The organism is Rhodococcus yunnanensis NBRC 103083 (genome assembly GCF_001895005.1).
Taxonomy (GTDB): Bacteria; Actinomycetota; Actinomycetes; order Mycobacteriales; family Mycobacteriaceae; genus Rhodococcoides; species Rhodococcoides yunnanense.
In genome coordinates this window covers 23,301-37,538 of the sequence record NZ_BCXH01000013.1, presented here as the reverse complement: position 1 = coordinate 37,538, position 14,238 = coordinate 23,301, and the positions used below count along the sequence as shown (strand labels likewise).

At 65.9% G+C, this 14,238-nt stretch carries 18 protein-coding genes; 9 read left to right on the top strand and 9 right to left on the bottom strand.

The window, feature by feature from the left end; genetic code table 11:
* The first annotated feature begins 90 nt into the window (after positions 1-90).
* From RY1_RS19480 to RY1_RS19465, 4 genes are read left to right on the top strand one after another with little or no spacing between them, the layout of a single operon-like run.
* The gene (locus RY1_RS19480; protein WP_245819767.1) at positions 91-435 is read left to right on the top strand and encodes a rhodanese-like domain-containing protein; all 345 of its coding nucleotides are present in this window, start codon (positions 91-93) and stop codon (positions 433-435) included.
* Positions 435-1,439, top strand: a complete 1,005-nt coding sequence (locus RY1_RS19475) for a DUF4328 domain-containing protein (RefSeq protein WP_072805699.1) — start codon at positions 435-437, stop codon at positions 1,437-1,439. The genes RY1_RS19480 and RY1_RS19475 overlap by 1 nt, the downstream gene beginning before the upstream one ends.
* Positions 1,436-2,203, top strand: a complete 768-nt coding sequence (locus RY1_RS19470; RefSeq protein WP_072805698.1) for a glycerophosphodiester phosphodiesterase — start codon at positions 1,436-1,438, stop codon at positions 2,201-2,203. The genes RY1_RS19475 and RY1_RS19470 overlap by 4 nt, the downstream gene beginning before the upstream one ends.
* 9 nt (positions 2,204-2,212) lie before the next feature.
* Positions 2,213-3,118, top strand: a complete 906-nt coding sequence (locus RY1_RS19465) for a DUF5926 family protein (RefSeq protein WP_072805697.1) — start codon at positions 2,213-2,215, stop codon at positions 3,116-3,118.
* A gap of 80 nt (positions 3,119-3,198) precedes the next feature.
* On the opposite strand, the gene RY1_RS19460 is transcribed toward RY1_RS19465, so the two are convergent.
* The 5 genes from RY1_RS19460 to RY1_RS19440 all read right to left on the bottom strand — a co-directional run bounded on the left by RY1_RS19460 (position 3,199) and on the right by RY1_RS19440 (position 7,471).
* Positions 3,199-3,753, bottom strand: a complete 555-nt coding sequence (locus tag RY1_RS19460; protein WP_072805814.1) for a ferritin — start codon at positions 3,751-3,753, stop codon at positions 3,199-3,201.
* Between the two features lie 112 nt (positions 3,754-3,865).
* Complete coding sequence (locus tag RY1_RS19455) at positions 3,866-4,408, bottom strand: ferritin (RefSeq protein ID WP_072805696.1); 543 nt, start codon at positions 4,406-4,408, stop codon at positions 3,866-3,868.
* A 30-nt stretch (positions 4,409-4,438) separates the two neighbouring features.
* The gene (locus RY1_RS19450) at positions 4,439-5,689 is read right to left on the bottom strand and encodes an LCP family protein (RefSeq protein ID WP_245819788.1); all 1,251 of its coding nucleotides are present in this window, start codon (positions 5,687-5,689) and stop codon (positions 4,439-4,441) included.
* Between the two features lie 191 nt (positions 5,690-5,880).
* The gene (locus RY1_RS19445; protein ID WP_072805694.1) at positions 5,881-6,687 is read right to left on the bottom strand and encodes a CPBP family intramembrane glutamic endopeptidase; all 807 of its coding nucleotides are present in this window, start codon (positions 6,685-6,687) and stop codon (positions 5,881-5,883) included.
* Between the two features lie 16 nt (positions 6,688-6,703).
* Positions 6,704-7,471, bottom strand: a complete 768-nt coding sequence (locus RY1_RS19440) for a DUF2470 domain-containing protein (RefSeq protein WP_072805693.1) — start codon at positions 7,469-7,471, stop codon at positions 6,704-6,706.
* A 108-nt stretch (positions 7,472-7,579) separates the two neighbouring features.
* Here RY1_RS19440 and RY1_RS19435 point away from each other — a divergent pair, with 108 nt between their 5' ends.
* From RY1_RS19435 to RY1_RS19425, 3 genes are read left to right on the top strand one after another with little or no spacing between them, the layout of a single operon-like run.
* Positions 7,580-8,293: a hypothetical protein gene (locus RY1_RS19435; RefSeq protein ID WP_072805692.1), complete on the top strand. Its 714-nt coding sequence runs from the start codon at positions 7,580-7,582 to the stop codon at positions 8,291-8,293.
* A 10-nt stretch (positions 8,294-8,303) separates the two neighbouring features.
* The gene (pheA, locus tag RY1_RS19430; RefSeq protein WP_072805691.1) at positions 8,304-9,233 is read left to right on the top strand and encodes a prephenate dehydratase; all 930 of its coding nucleotides are present in this window, start codon (positions 8,304-8,306) and stop codon (positions 9,231-9,233) included.
* A gap of 16 nt (positions 9,234-9,249) precedes the next feature.
* Complete coding sequence (locus RY1_RS19425) at positions 9,250-9,915, top strand: histidine phosphatase family protein (protein ID WP_072805690.1); 666 nt, start codon at positions 9,250-9,252, stop codon at positions 9,913-9,915.
* Here RY1_RS19425 and RY1_RS19420 read toward each other — a convergent pair.
* The 4 genes from RY1_RS19420 to RY1_RS19405 form a co-directional block, all read right to left on the bottom strand.
* Positions 9,908-10,738 carry an ESX secretion-associated protein EspG gene (locus tag RY1_RS19420; protein ID WP_245819765.1) on the bottom strand — a complete coding sequence of 277 codons (831 nt, stop codon included), beginning with the start codon at positions 10,736-10,738 and terminating at the stop codon, positions 9,908-9,910. The genes RY1_RS19425 and RY1_RS19420 overlap by 8 nt on opposite strands.
* The gene (locus tag RY1_RS19415; protein ID WP_072805689.1) at positions 10,723-11,982 is read right to left on the bottom strand and encodes a PPE domain-containing protein; all 1,260 of its coding nucleotides are present in this window, start codon (positions 11,980-11,982) and stop codon (positions 10,723-10,725) included. Before RY1_RS19415 ends, RY1_RS19420 begins: the two co-directional genes overlap by 16 nt.
* A 38-nt stretch (positions 11,983-12,020) precedes the next feature.
* The gene (locus tag RY1_RS19410) at positions 12,021-12,323 is read right to left on the bottom strand and encodes a PE domain-containing protein (protein ID WP_072805812.1); all 303 of its coding nucleotides are present in this window, start codon (positions 12,321-12,323) and stop codon (positions 12,021-12,023) included.
* 105 nt (positions 12,324-12,428) lie between these two features.
* A complete protein-coding gene (locus RY1_RS19405; protein ID WP_072805688.1) occupies positions 12,429-12,995 on the bottom strand; it encodes a histidine phosphatase family protein in 567 nt (188 codons plus the stop codon).
* A gap of 217 nt (positions 12,996-13,212) precedes the next feature.
* On the opposite strand from RY1_RS19405, the gene RY1_RS19400 reads away from it, so the two are divergent.
* Together RY1_RS19400 and RY1_RS19395 are read left to right on the top strand one after the other, a co-directional pair.
* Entirely contained in the window at positions 13,213-13,407 is a 195-nt protein-coding gene (locus tag RY1_RS19400) for a CbtB domain-containing protein (protein WP_072805811.1), read from the top strand.
* The gene (locus RY1_RS19395) at positions 13,398-14,168 is read left to right on the top strand and encodes a CbtA family protein (RefSeq protein WP_072805687.1); all 771 of its coding nucleotides are present in this window, start codon (positions 13,398-13,400) and stop codon (positions 14,166-14,168) included. The genes RY1_RS19400 and RY1_RS19395 overlap by 10 nt, the downstream gene beginning before the upstream one ends.
* Positions 14,169-14,238 lie beyond the last annotated feature (70 nt).

Below are 14,238 nucleotides of genomic sequence, written 5' to 3'. Positions count from 1 at the left end.
TGTCCGAATTCTGTGGAGTGGCCTGTGGATAATGTGGATAACTATCTTCGTGGGTGGCAGGGCTCGGCTCACGCGTGACAAGATCGGGGAGTGTCTGCTTCGGGTCTGCCCTCCGTGTCCGCCGCCGAACTGCCGTCCGATCTCTCGGAGCCGGTGATTCTGCTCGACGTCCGAGAGAACGACGAATGGGAGCAGGGCCATGCGCCGGGTGCCGTGCACATCCCGATGAGCGAGGTGCCGTCCCGGCTCGCCGAGGTCGACATCGACGCTCGGCTGTACGTGGTGTGCAAGGCAGGCGGCAGGTCTGCTCGCGTCGTCGAATATCTCAACCAGATCGGGTACGACGCCATCAACGTCGACGGTGGTATGTCGGCGTGGCAGCACTCCGGCCGTCCCCTCGTGCGTGACGACGGCGCCGAGGCGAGAATCCTCTAGTGCCCGCATTCCAGGTCTGCGCGCGCTGCGCCACGCGGTGGCCGGTGGGGAACCTCCCTGCGGTGTGGTGTCCGCGCTGCCATGGGGTTCTGCTGTCGCCTGTGTCCGTGCAGGCTCCCGCGCAGGGTGTTCGAAATTTCCGCTGGGTGGCCCGTAAGCCCAAGAGCAGAACGCCGGTTGCCGCCCGATCGCCGATACCGCGGCAACCGCGAACGAGACCGCACTACGACGAGATCCCGCGCTGGGGGCTCGTCGATCGGCCTGTGCGCCGCGACGAGGGGCGTCCGCCGCGACTCGATCGATGGGCCGCATCCGCATCGGGTCTTCTGGTTCTCACCGGGGTTCTGCTTCTGCTCGCCTCCGTGGCCGAGTTCGTCCGGTACGGAATTCTGCTGTACAACCGGACGTGGCTCGTCAGCCGCACGGCGCTCGTCGCCTCGGACGCACTCGTGTTGTTCGCGCAGATCGCCTCGATCGTCATCGGCGTGGCCGCGGCGGTGGCGTCGACGTGCTGGCTCGTCCGAAGCAGACGTGAATTCTTCGAACGTTCGGGTGCCTGTGAACCTCGGACGTCACGGACGCTGTTCCTCGGCTGTCTGCTTCCCGTCGTCTCGCTCGTGCTTCCGGGAGTGTTCCTCACCGAGTTGGTCGACGTTCGTGGCCGAAGCGACCGCCCCAGGCTGACAGTGCTCGTGCGGATCTGGTGGGCATGCTGGGTCGTGAACTGGTTGCTCGTGCTCGCCGCGATCCTGTGGCGTACACGCGAGACCCTGCAGGCCAGGGCCGACGGAGTTCTGTTCTCGGCCGTACTGGCGCTCGTCGCGGCCGGGGTTGCATTCCTGACGCTGCGGGTGATGCGCGACGTCGAGAGTCGGAGCCTGCGCGGTACCGATCGACCCGCGCCCACGCGCTGGGTGATCGCAGCCAACCGACCCGCGCCCGAACCTGCCGGTTCCGAGCCCACCACATCCGTGCCTGCCGAAGAAGGGGCGACGACGCCATGAGCACCGACCGGCGTGGGCCGTTCGTCGTCGCGCATCGAGGGGCGTCGGCGGAGAAGAAGGAACACACGCTCGCCGCATACGATCTGGCGTTGCGGGAAGGCGCCGACGGGCTCGAATGCGATGTTCGGCTCACCAGGGACGGCCACATCGTGTGCGTCCACGACCGCCGCGTCGACCGAACGTCGTCCGGTACCGGCATCGTCAGTGAACTGTCCTACGACACACTCAAGACGTTCGATTACGGCGACGACACCGAGCCCGCCGAACTGCTGACTCTCGCGGACCTGATCGAGTTGGTACTCAGCTGGAACAGCAAACCCACCAAACTGTTCATCGAGACCAAGCACCCGGTGCGCTACGGAAGCCTGATCGAGAGCAAGGTCCTCGCGGAGTTGCATCGGTTCGGCATCGCACAGCCCGCCTCCGCGGACCATTCGCGTGCGGTCATCATGTCCTTCGCGCCCACGGCGGTGTGGCGGATCCGGCGTTCGGCGCCGCTGCTGCCGACGGTGTTGCTCGGGGACTCGTCGTACTACCTCGGCGGGGGCGCGGCGACGACGGTGGGAGCCACTGCCGTCGGGCCGTCGATCCGCAGTCTGCGGGAACATCCGACCATCGTCGACAGGGCAGCCGCGTCGGGACGTGCGACGTATTGCTGGACGGTCGACGAGAAGCAAGACGTGGAACTGTGTCGCGATCTGGGTGTCGGATGGATCGCGACGAACAATCCTGGGCGAACGCGGGCGTGGCTGTCCAGCGTGTAGGTTTCGGTCGTGGGTAAGAGCAAAAGAAACAGTGGTCCGAAGCAGGACAGCAACCGAGCGGCGAAGCTGGCGCTGCGGGAAGCCGAGCGGGAGAGCCTGCAGGCTGCGCCGGTACGTCCGTTCCATGGTGTGAAGGCCGAGTGCGATCTTGTCGCACTGCGTGAGTTCGTGCCCTCGGCGACGGCGCCCGTGGAGATCGGTGGCCGGGCGGTGACCATCGCGACGGTGCTTCCCGGTGCCGTAGCGGCGTTGGTGCGCGAGGAGGGCGGTGTCGAACGAGGGTTCGCCGGTCTGCAGGTGCAGGCGCATTCGCCGAATCCGGCTGCCGATCTGAGCAGCGCACTGCGGTGGGCGTCGACGTCGCAGCCGGGTGAGTCGCTCGACGCGGCCAATCCCGACGGCAATACGGCCGCACTCGCGGAGGTTCTCGATCCGGCCGTGGAGCTGGACATCACCGTGCATCAGGATTTCAACTGGTGGCTGCCCGAAAACGTCGATCCTGCACCGGATGTCGCGGCTACCGTGGAGCGGGCGAACCAGGCGATCATGCCGTCGGCGCGGCTCGAGGGCGACGGTCTCGTCGCCGCGTGGTGGGTCGACGCCGGGGACAAGGCGCATCTGCGATGGGTGCGGCCGGAGAGCGAGGACGAGCTGATGCTCGCGCTGGCACGGCTGCATGCCGCAGGAGATCTCACGTTGGGGGAGGGCTCGCGGTACGCGGGTTCGTTCCGCACGCACGGACTTCTGGTGCCGGTGTTCGACTTGGATCCGGAGTTGCATCCCACCGAATGGGCAACGCCCACAAGCGAATTCGGTGTCAAGCTGGCGGAGGCGCTCGCCGTGGATGCGCCGCTGACGTCGGAGCAACGACGCTCGCGTGACGGCCTACGCGGCCGTCAGGTCACACTGCGCTGAATAACCAGGTGGCACGGGGCTGACAAGCCAGGTGGCACGGCCCCGTCGGGGTCGTGCCACCTGTGAGCGCAGCGGGCGTGCTAGATGGAACCGCCGGCAGCGTGCGGTGCACCTGCGTCGGCAGCGGCTGCGCCGGAGAACTCTCGGGCGACGAACTCTTCGAGATCGAACAGGTTGTGTCCTGCGCGGTCGGCGATGTTGAGCAGCGTCTTCATGCTGGCAACTTCCTCGACCTGCTCCTTGAGGAACCACTGCATGAACTGCTCGCCCAGGTAGTCGCCCTCTTCGCGGGCCGTGCTCGCGAGGGTGATGATCTGATCGGTGACGGTCTCTTCCTGTGCCAGAGCCAGGGCGATCGGCTCGCGCGCATCGGTGAAGACGGACTTCGACGGGTCGACTCCGGTGAGTTCGACGGTGATGTCGCGGTCCAGGAAGTACTGAACGATCATCATCGCGTGGTTACGCTCTTCGACGGCCTGCGCGTAGAAGTGCTTGGCCAACTGCGGCAGGTCGACGTTGTCGAAATACACCGCAGTTGCGATGTACTGATGCGACGCATTGAATTCGTTGCGAATCTGGTCGCGGAGAAGTGCGTGGAACTTCGAATGTGTGGTTTCTTTGATGTCTGCGCTCATGAAGAAGAGAATATGCTGGTCAGAGCACATTGTCATCCAAGCGCGTCCTTATTGAGGCGAAGGTTGCCTAAATAAGATTCGCCTAATTCTTTACTTCCACCAGGGGAAATGTTCAGATGATTCCCGCTTGTTTGGGTGCGTTTGTGGTCCGGTTCACCCGCGCCGTCGTTTCGCGAGCGACGTATTCCTCTACATCGAACAGTTCTCCGCCTGCGCGGTGCACGATATTGAGCAGCCTGCGCACGCTCGCAACTTCCTCGACCTGTTCCTGGAGAAACCACTGCACGAAGCGTTCGCCGATGTAGTCGCCCGACTCTCGTGCAGTGCGGGCGAGTGCGGTGATCTGCTCGGTGACCGTCTTCTCTTGGCTCAGGGCGAGTTCCACGGGTTCGGCGATTTTCGCGAACTCGGTGACGACGTCCGGCACGCCGGGAACGGCGACGGTGACGTCCTTGTCGATCAGGTACTGCACCATCATCATTGCGTGACCGCGTTCCTCGCTCGCCTGCGCGTAGAAGCGTCGGGCAAGTTGTGGCAAGTCGTTGCTGTGGAACCAGACTGCGATTGCGATGTATTGCTGTGAGGCCGCGAACTCGTGTCCGATCTGTGCTCGCAGGAGATCGTGGAACGCACTGTCGTTCTCGGTCGACGTCATGGAGATCAGATTACCGCTCGAACTTCGTTGTCAGGGGCCGGAAGTCCGGAGTTCTTCGGGGATTTGACGGTCGTCGGCCAGGGCGCCGAAGAATTGCGACGCGCGGTCGTCGTCCCATATCAGAACGTTCCCCACGTCGGTGTCCTCGAACCCGGCCACCGGCACGGTCGTGGTGATGAGATCGCCGCGCATGGCCCACGCCAACGCCCCGAGATTCCAGATGTGATCGCCGGAATCGACACTGAGGGAGTTCACGGTGTCCTTGACGAGCGGCCACACCCGCAACGGATTGAGGAAGGTGGCAGGGCTTGTGGCTTTCGCGAGCAACGCAGACATGAATTGCCGCTGGTTGTTCATGCGGTCGAGGTCGGCGAGCGCCGTCGCGCGAGAGCGGACGAACCCGAGTGCCTCCGAGCCCGCCAACTCCTGGCATCCTGCCGGGAGGTCGATTCCTGCCAACGGGTCGCTGATGGCGTTGTTCAAGCAGACGTCGACGCCGCCGATTGCGTCGACGATGCCGGCGAACCCGCCGAACCCGATCTCCGCGTAGTGGTCCACGCGTAGTCCCGTTGCGCCTTCGACTGTCTGGACCAGCAGCGGGGCGCCGCCGAACGCGAACGACGCATTGAGTTTGTCCTCGCCGTACCCGGGGATCGACACGTACGAATCGCGCGGGAGGCTGACCATCGTCGCAGGCCCGCTGCCTTCGGGCATGTGGATGAGGATGATCGTGTCGGTGCGGGACGGCCCCGTCTCGCCGCCCGTCGCCAGCGCAGCTTCCTGCTCGGGAGTCAGGCCGGTACGACTGTCGGATCCCACCAGCAGCCAGTTGGTGCCCGGTGTGTCGGCGATTCGGCCGTCGTAGTTGCTCAGGGCGTCGACACGCGTGAGCGAGCTGTCGACGTAGTAGAGGAGGCCGCCGAAGACGAGCAGTAGCGCGAGGAAGGTCACCCCGAACCGTCGTCCCCAATGCCGCTTCCTGCGGGCGCGCGGAGGTGTCGGTGGTTCGGGTCGACGAAGTGGCCGCTGAGGCGGCGGTGGGTCGCGGCGTGGTGGCTGCCGACGCGGAGGTTCCTCGGTGTACGGCTGCGGATTCTGCCGTGGCGCGTACTGGATGCGATCCTGTTCACCCCGCCGTTCTTCCGAGCGCCGGTTACTCGGATAGTGCTGGGTCGGGTTCGGTCCCCGCGAGAGGGAACCCGGTTCGGGAGCCTGTGACCAGGCCTGTGGCCCGTGTGGACCCGGCTGCGGCGGCCCCGACGGGCGACCGTCACGGCGGATGACCTGGGTGCCTTCCGGTGGTGGCACATCCGGCCTGCGCGGCGGAGGTGGCCGAGTGCCCGGCGGCGGTCGATAGCCGGGTGGCGGCGGAACACGGCGCGGCGGGTGCGGTGGGCCCTGCCTGGGGATCCCCCGATTCCGCTGGTCGTCGTTCACGCATCGACTGTACCCAGCAGTCGGCCCTCAGTGCCCTACGGCAGCCACGACAGATGGTCGCGAAGTGCTGTGTAGCCGACGAAAGCGACGATGTCGATCAACGCGTGCGCGAGCAGCAACGGCCACAACCGACCGGTCTTCTGCCAGTAGCGGCCGAAGACCAGCCCCATCACGACATTGCCGATCCCGCCGCCGAGCCCCTGGTAGAGGTGGTACGAGCCTCGAAGAAGCGCCGAGGCCAGCAACGATGTGTTCTCGCTGAGACCGAGGCGTCGCAGCCGCGAGATCAGATACGCGACGACGATGATCTCCTCGGCACCCGAGTTCGCGAATGCGTACAGGACGAGGGCAGGAACGCGCCACCAGTGGTCGTCGATGGCACTGGGCACGACCGTCAGGTTGAAGCCGAGAGCGTTCGCGACGAGGTACAGGACCAATCCGGGAAGCCCGATGAGCGCGGCGAGGCCGACGCCCTGCAGCCCGTCGGTCCGCCAGCGTGGCCTCGCGAGACCGACGAGTCGTGGGCCGAGCCCCGCCCGCCACAGTAGGTACAGCCCGAGCGCGCCCCACGCACACAAACGGAGAATGCGGAGAAGCTGATACAGCAGGTCGATGAGGCCGAGACTGGAACTCGACGTGTTCAGCGCGACGGTCTGATCCGACAGGCTGCCGGCCAGCAGCGCGTCCTCGACGAGCGAGAGGATGCTGCTCAGCCCGCTCAACCCGAACGTGACGAGCAGAACGATGGCGATCTCGATCTTGATCGCACGCCGCTCGGCAGGATCGATCGGTGGGCCGGTTTCGGGTGAGGGCGGGTTCAACCAGGTCTTCGCATCGATCACCTCACGAGTATGAGGGCTAGCCCCGTGCGCGCAGTCCGTTGAGGAACGGGCAGCCGGCGAGTACGCGCAGCGCGCGGCTCAGTGAGGCCATGTCGTCGACGGGTTCCGCGAAGCCGAGCCGGACGTCGTTGTCGCCGTAGTCGCTCTCGATTCGCAGGCGAATGCCGTAGCGGTCGATGCCCAACGGACGAATGCGACCTTGTCGCAGCGACGGCGGGAGGCGTCGCGCAAGCTGGTTGACGAGGTCTGCGTGATCCTCGTCGAGATGCTGCAGCCAGCTGGTTTCCATCTCCCAGAACGGATCGGGTTCGGCCGCGAGCAGATCGTCGATGGCGACCGGCTCGGCGCCCGTGCTGTCGGCGACGACGGCGGAGGACAGGATCAGACGAAGAAGAACCGTGCTGTGCCCGACATCGAGCAGGGACGGGTGGGGATGCTCGGAGGCGACCGCGCCTGCCATCGGCCGCATGAGGGACTCCGGGACCGGTCGAAGATCGCCGCGCAACCACACGAGCGAACGAACCGGTTCACGCAGCGCAAGCGGCGCGTGATCGGTCAGCTCGAGCACCGCGGGAACCCCTGCGCGCGACGACTGCCACGCGATGGCGCCCAGGGTCGAATCCATCGGCACCGCGAGGATCACCTCGCCGTTGGATCGCAAGTGGTGCAGCGCGGTCACGATGGGCTCACTGCCCTCGATCGCCAGTGCTGCACCGTCCGCGCGCGAACATGCGCTGCGAACTCGTTCGGCGGTCGATGGTCCAGTGGTGGTAGCGCCGATCATGGGCTCCTCCGATGCGATGGTTGCTGTAGGTGAGGCAAACCTAAGTTAGTTCACGCTTCCCGGTATCGCAAGTGCTGGGACCCATTTCTTCCCGACTACCGTGTAACGGTGTCCATTCCCTTGACTCTCGGCGTGCCGCACCGACCCGACCCGCACGCGCTCGTCACCGGTCTCCTGCAGCAGCGATACTCCGCCCCCGACGGGTTGGCGAAGACGATCACCTCGGGCCCGACGGTGCTCGCGGCCTCGACTCTGCTGGAACTGGACGAGGCGACCGACCTCGGACGCGTCGTCGTCGAACTCGATGTGGATCCCGCCGAACTGCACGGCCGCACCCGTGCGAGCTACGAAGTGGTCCGATATCACGTGAACGTCCGTGAAGACACGCTGAGCGAGGCAATCGAGCTGCGTCTGCCGTCCCCCGTGGTCGTCTTTCCCGAGCTCGGTGAAGGGTCGGTGCTCGACACCGTCACCACCATCGTCGAGGCGCACCGCACACCGGGATTCGCAGCGTGGGATTCGCCTCGCGCCATCGCCGATGTGCTTGCCGTCGTCGCACACTCGGACGTCGGGTTCACCGCCCGAGCTCGAACAGGCGATGAGGTCATTTCCGTCATCGCTGCCACCGTGGCGGCGCTGCGAGGCGACGACATTCTCGCGGCGTTCGCATCGCCGAACCTCGCGGCACTGACCGCACTGCGTCCCGAGGCAGCGGATGCTGTCCGCACGGTACTGCTCGGAATCGAGATCGGCGACGCCACAGCAGCACACCGAGATCTCGTCGCGGCGGGTTTGGTCCCTGCCGAGTCGTCGACGACGTAACCTGAAAATCGTGCCCAGAATCGCGTACTTCGGTCCATCGGGAACATTCACCGAAATGGCGGTCGGCCAGTTGGAGTCCGACGGCGTGTTCGCGTCACTCGGATTCGACGACCACATCGAGCGCGTTCCCCTCAGCAGTCCACCGGCGTCGCTGCAGGCGGTCCGTGACGGCGACGTGGACGCGGCCGTGGTGCCGATAGAGAGTTCGGTGGAGGGGTCCGTACCGCCGACGCTCGATGCCCTGGCCGCGTCGAGCAGGCTTCAGATCCTTGCCGAGACCGAAATCGACATCGCGTTCTCCATTCTGGGGCGACCGGGTATCGCCGCGGAGGACGTTCGTTCGATCCGGGCGTATCCGATTGCCGCGGCGCAGGTTCGGCTGTGGCTCGAGGCCAACCTTCCCCGTGCGGAGGTGCAGTTCGCCTCGTCCAATGCCGGTGCAGCCGAGGACGTCGCCGCTGGGCTCGCCGACGCCGCTGTGTCCACGCCTCTCGCCGGCGTTCGGCTCCACCTTCCGGCACTGGCCACTGGAGTCGCCGACATCGAGACCGCCCGAACCAGGTTCGTCCTCGTCGGCACACCGAGAAAGGCGCCTGCTCCCACCGGGGCCGATCGCACCGCGCTGGTTTTGATGCCCGACAATCAGCCCGGAGCGCTTCTGGCTGCGCTGGCGGAGTTCGGCATCCGTGACATCGACCTCACACGTATCGAATCACGGCCGACCCGAACAGAATTCGGCACCTATCGCTTCTACGTGGACTGCGTCGGCCACATCGACGACCCGGCAGTGGCCGAAGCGCTCGGCGCGTTGCATCGAAAGATGAAACTCCGGTATCTCGGATCCTGGCCCGTCGCGACGGGAACAGGACGGACACCACCGTCGTTGGAGGAGGAGATCGACTGGTTGGCGGGGCTGCGTGAGGGCAGATCCGACAGATGAAGAGCAAGGCGGGCAGATGACGGGCAAGTTGGTACTGGTGCGGCACGGTCAGACGTTCGCGAACGTCGACAAGAGGCTCGACACCCTCCCGCCCGGCGCTGCACTGACCGATCTCGGCCACGAGCAGGCCACGCGATTCGGCAAATCCATCGCTGCGACCCCGCCGAGCGTGCTCGTGTCCTCGGTGGCGCTGCGTGCTCGGCAGACCGCCGAGCACATCGCCGTGGCCACTGCCGTTCTCGCGCAGGAGCGGGACGGGCTACAGGAAACCTTCGTCGGTGACTGGGAGGACCGTAGCGACGAGGAAGCCCACGCGGGTTTCACTGCCGTGTACGGCAAATGGCAATCGGGGGATCTCGATGCGCACGCGCCGGGCGGTGAGAGCGGCCGAGCGATTCTCGATCGGTACGTCCCTGTCCTCGACGAGTTGCGCGCCGAATTCCTGACCGCGCGGGATGTCGCGGATGTCGTGGTCGTCAGTCATGGTGCCGCGATCCGCCTGGTCGCCGCAGTTCTCGGTGGCGTGGACGGTGAGTTCGCCGCCGACAATCACCTGGACAACACCGAGACCGTCGAACTGGTTCCCACGGCGGACGGCGGATGGACATGCGTTCGATGGGGGACGTTCGAGCCTCCTTTCGAAGGCAAGGGCAGCCGCGTGGCGGACAACCCGATCAGCTGACGCGCGCCCGCTCCACCAGCTCCGCCAGAGCGCCTCTAACCCGTGCATCGTGACCGGGAGACAACGTTGTCCACTGCCGTCCGTCCGTTGCCGTACTCGACGTCGCGACGAGACGTCCGCGGTGAGTGTCGAAGACAGCAACCGGATGACGGCCCGGCGCCCTGGCTCCGAATGTGGTTGTGACCGAGGTTATCTCGGCGTGCGAGAAACAGAGTGCCATGGCAGCGGCGACCTCGGCTGCGTCGGATGGGTCGATTCCGAGATGCGCGAGCCGATCGGTCGTCGCACTGTGATCCGTCGGTGACGCATCGAGTGCCTCGGCCAGATCGTCGGTCGGCGCCGAGATGCTGCGAAAGTCGTGCGCTGCGCACATTCCGAGGGTGTCGAGGAGTTCGCGGGACGGGTCGACGGACGTTGCCCTGATCGTGATCCGACGTCCCGTCCGCACGGCGATCACCGAGCCGTCCTCGTTCGACGCGAAACAGGCCCTGGTGGCCGGGCCGTTCTCGGTGACGGGCCGCGGAACGAGTCGGGCCGCGACATACCAGTCGGGTTGCTCGAGGATCCGCATCCACGCGGCCATGGCCGGGTGGATGCGCCCGTCCGGAAGCAGTCCGTCTGCGACGAGTCCGTCATGGCCTCGCTGCAGCGACAGTAGGTGTTTCGATACGTCGTCGAAACGCGGGTGTACGTCGAGTACGACGGGTAGTTCGGCGATGTCGAGTGCGTCGACCAGGTAGTCGATTCGGTCGGCGTCGAGCACTGCGTACGGCAGATCGTGGCCCTGTGGTCGAGTTCCCAAGTCGATCAACGGTCGTTCCACGTCGGGTCGGCACCTATGACCGACGGTGCGACGGTGCGGCCGTCGGAGAAGTGTTCGAACTGCTTGAGGTACCCGGGTGTCACATGTTCCTCGTCGCCGTCGCCGGGTCGTGTTCCGGACATCGGCGCACCGCCGTTGGTGCCTCGGGTGGCTGCGGCGCCATCGGCCGGGCCTGCGCCGATCGTTCCGGAAGTGTTGGGACCGAACGGAGTTCGGTTGGCATCGATCACCGTGTGGGCGGGCGGTCCCAACGTCGATCCGGGAAGGCCGAGCGTCCCCGCCAGCCGCGCCCCGACAGCCGAGGGCCCGTTCGCCCCGGTCGAGACCGCCCGTGTCGCGGTGAGGCCGGGTGCGGCGGAATCCCCACGCACCGCACCGAGCGTGTGTGCCGATTGTTGTGGAGTGCTCTGTGTGCTCATCAGGGTCGATACCGCGGACCCGCCGAGGTTGGTGACCGCCGACGCGACGGTCGTGACCGAGGATCCCGCGACCGTGCCTGCCGAGCTCGCGAACTGCCCGACCGCCCCGGTGACCGCAGGATTCTGCACTGCGGCACTGATTGCGGCGATGGCAGCCTGCGCAGGGCTCGTCCGTGCCCCGAATCCGAAGACACCGGTGTCGCCGTCGGATCCGGCAGCCTGTGAACCGGCCCCGAACGAGGTGGCGTCGTCGATCGATCCGGTCGATCCGGCAGACGCGCCTGCGTCGTTCACGATCTCGGGTGGTCGGTCGAACGAGACCGGGAACGCGAGGGGGGTCGTTGCGGCTTCGTACGCATCCATGACGATCCCGGCGCGAACGTCGAGAGCCTGCGACACCGTCTCGAGCGCCTGGGCGCTGCCGTTGAGTGCGCCGCCCGATGTCCAGACCGCCGTCCTCGCCGCCTGGACCATGCCGATCTCGACCGGATTCGGCATCGCGATCGATGCGGTGGTGTAGGCGGCGGCCTCACTCGCCGCGTGCACGGCGATGTCCGCTGCTTTGCCGGCGGAAGCCTGGGTCCAACCGAGGAACGCGCCGAGCCTGGCCTGCGCTGCATTCGCGGCCTCGCCCTCCCACCCGGCGGCGAGAACCGCCATCACACGGGTGATGGTCACCGACGTATCGGTGTACGCGGCGGCGACCGACTGCCATGCCCCCGACGCCGTGGCCAAGGGCGCAGGGCCTGCACCGGCCAGCAGTGCCGTCGAATTGACCATTGCCGTGCGTGGCAACCACACGACTCCTGTGACTCCCAGCGTCATTTTTCATTACCCCCGTCGGTGTGATGCATGGTGCCGGTTCAGATGTCGAGTGCGCGGCTGTGTTCCAGATCGACGTCGCGGTACGCCGCGGCCTGCACACGCAACGCAGCCGCCGTGTCGATCAACTCGTTCACAGCCTGCTGGGCGGCGGGAGTGAACGAGCCTGCCGCATGCGTGAAGTAGCGATTGGCCAGCAGGGATACTTCCTCGCTGCCGGAGGGCAGCGCCTGGATCGGCAACGACACACTCGTCAGATTCGCCTGCAGCCGAGCTGCCGCCGCGTCCAGATCCGCCGCCGCGGCTTCGAGAGCAGCGGGGTCCACGCGCACTTGTCCTGGCATCTGCACTCCTCGACTGTTGCGGCAGGCGGGCGCACGAGATTCCCGCCCTCGTGAAGTTTGACGTCGAGCACCCGGTGATCGGTTCCATGCGCCAGTAAAAAAAGCTCAGGTGATTTTTTCGGCCACGCTGCGAAGGGTCCACCGGCCACCGCGGAAGTTGACGCTGGTCAGCGACAGCGGCGGAATGTCGACCCGCCAGAACGACGACGGGGGTGCGTCGAGCGTGCGAATCACCACGGCCCTGATGAGCGCCGGATGTGTGACGGCCAGAATCCGTCGATGTTCGGAACCGACCCGATTCATCCAATTGCCCACGCGAGTCGACAGTGCGTCGATGGACTCACCGTTCGGCGGAGTGGTGGTGGTATCGGTCAGCCAGCCCAGCATCTCCTTCTCGCTCAGATCCTCGATGGCCGATCCGGTCCAGTCGCCGAGTCGGATATCGGACAGGTCGGCGACGAGTGCGCCCTGCAGTCCCAGCGCGGCTGCAGTCTGTCTGGTCCGACGTTCGGGGGCGATCAGAACCGACTCGGCGCGGGTGGTGAACTCGATCGCCTCGATCTGTCGCAGTCCGCCCGAATCGACCGGTTCGTCCGAAGGGAATCGGGCACGACGAACCGCGTCGGTCGTGGCGTGGCTGAGCAGCGAGAGCCGAGTCACCGGTGATGGCATCGAGCGCTCCTCATCCGGCACACTCTAGTTCCGATTGACAGCGCACTGAGATCGGTGCCACAGTTCGCTGGTAAGTGCGATGTGTGCAGGTAATCCGGTGCAAAATCCGGAGCGGTTGCGCCACTGTGATCGAACCGATGGGTTCGAGAGCCAGAAAACTCACTCATCGCTGGAGGTTTCGACGGGACGCATGAATCCCATGGAGGCAAAACCGAAGATGGCTACAGTCCATACCCCCAGCAACACCACGGAGTCGGCGGCACTCGCCCTCGCCGTGGCCGCGGTGATTCTGCTCGCGTTCCTCGTGCTCTACCTGGTCGGCTTCGACCAAGGTGCCATCTCGCGCAGCGGGATGTACATGCACGAGTTGATGCACGACGGACGCCACCTGCTGGGCCTGCCATGCCACTGACTCTTCAGGGCACATTCGTTCAACTACTGGTCAGAGGACTGCTCGCGGGATTGATCGCGGGTCTGCTCGCCGGCGCAGTGGCATTCACCCTCGGTGAGCCGCACATCGACTCGGCCATCGCGATCGAAGAATCGGCGGGTGAGCACTCCCACGAGGCCGCCACGCCGGCCGCGCACTCGCACGACGACGACGAAGCACTTGTCAGCCGCGACGGCCAGCGAGCCGGACTCTTCCTGGCCACCGGACTCGCCGGTCTGGCCCTCGGAGCGATCTTCGCGACGGTCCTGCACTACGCACGGCGGTTCACCCGTCTTCCCGGTGCGGTTCTCGCCCTCGTGGCCGGGATACTCGGCTGGGTTGCCATCGAGGCCGTGCCGTTCTTCAAGTACCCGGCGAACCCGCCCGCCGTCGGCGACCCGGACACCATCGATCAGCGCACCTGGCTGTGGCTGGCAACGGTCGTTCTCGGACTCGCCGCCGTCGCCGTCGGCATCTACGTGGCGAAGGTCGTCGCCGCGCAGCAGTCGGTTGCAGTGCGCGTCGCTGCCCCGCTCGCGGCATTCGGTGTCGTCGTCGGCGTCGGATATGCCCTTCTCCCGGGTATCGACGAGGTGGGAGCCGATTTCCCGGCCACCCTGCTCTGGGATTTCCGGTTGTCGTCGCTCGCCACTCAGGCGACACTCTGGATCGCACTCGGCCTGGTCTTCGCGTTCCTCACCGACCGGGCGTCGTCGAAGGCTCGGGAGTCCGTCGCGGCCTAGTTTTCATCGCTTGAATGGTCCATTCATACGTTCAGATAGCTTGAACGGTTCATTCAAGCGGTGAGCGCAC

Coding starts and splice junctions, on each gene's coding strand:
- RY1_RS19460 (WP_072805814.1), bottom strand. CDS start 3,753: ATGAGCGCAGACATCAAAGAAACCACACATTCGAAGTTCCACGCACTT.
- RY1_RS19410 (WP_072805812.1), bottom strand. CDS start 12,323: ATGCCAGGACAAGTGCGCGTGGACCCCGCTGCTCTCGAAGCCGCGGCG.
- RY1_RS19470 (WP_072805698.1), top strand. CDS start 1,436: ATGAGCACCGACCGGCGTGGGCCGTTCGTCGTCGCGCATCGAGGGGCG.
- RY1_RS19440 (WP_072805693.1), bottom strand. CDS start 7,471: ATGATCGGCGCTACCACCACTGGACCATCGACCGCCGAACGAGTTCGC.
- RY1_RS19395 (WP_072805687.1), top strand. CDS start 13,398: ATGCCACTGACTCTTCAGGGCACATTCGTTCAACTACTGGTCAGAGGA.
- RY1_RS19415 (WP_072805689.1), bottom strand. CDS start 11,982: ATGACGCTGGGAGTCACAGGAGTCGTGTGGTTGCCACGCACGGCAATG.
- RY1_RS19400 (WP_072805811.1), top strand. CDS start 13,213: ATGGCTACAGTCCATACCCCCAGCAACACCACGGAGTCGGCGGCACTC.
- RY1_RS19405 (WP_072805688.1), bottom strand. CDS start 12,995: ATGCCATCACCGGTGACTCGGCTCTCGCTGCTCAGCCACGCCACGACC.
- RY1_RS19455 (WP_072805696.1), bottom strand. CDS start 4,408: ATGACGTCGACCGAGAACGACAGTGCGTTCCACGATCTCCTGCGAGCA.
- RY1_RS19425 (WP_072805690.1), top strand. CDS start 9,250: ATGACGGGCAAGTTGGTACTGGTGCGGCACGGTCAGACGTTCGCGAAC.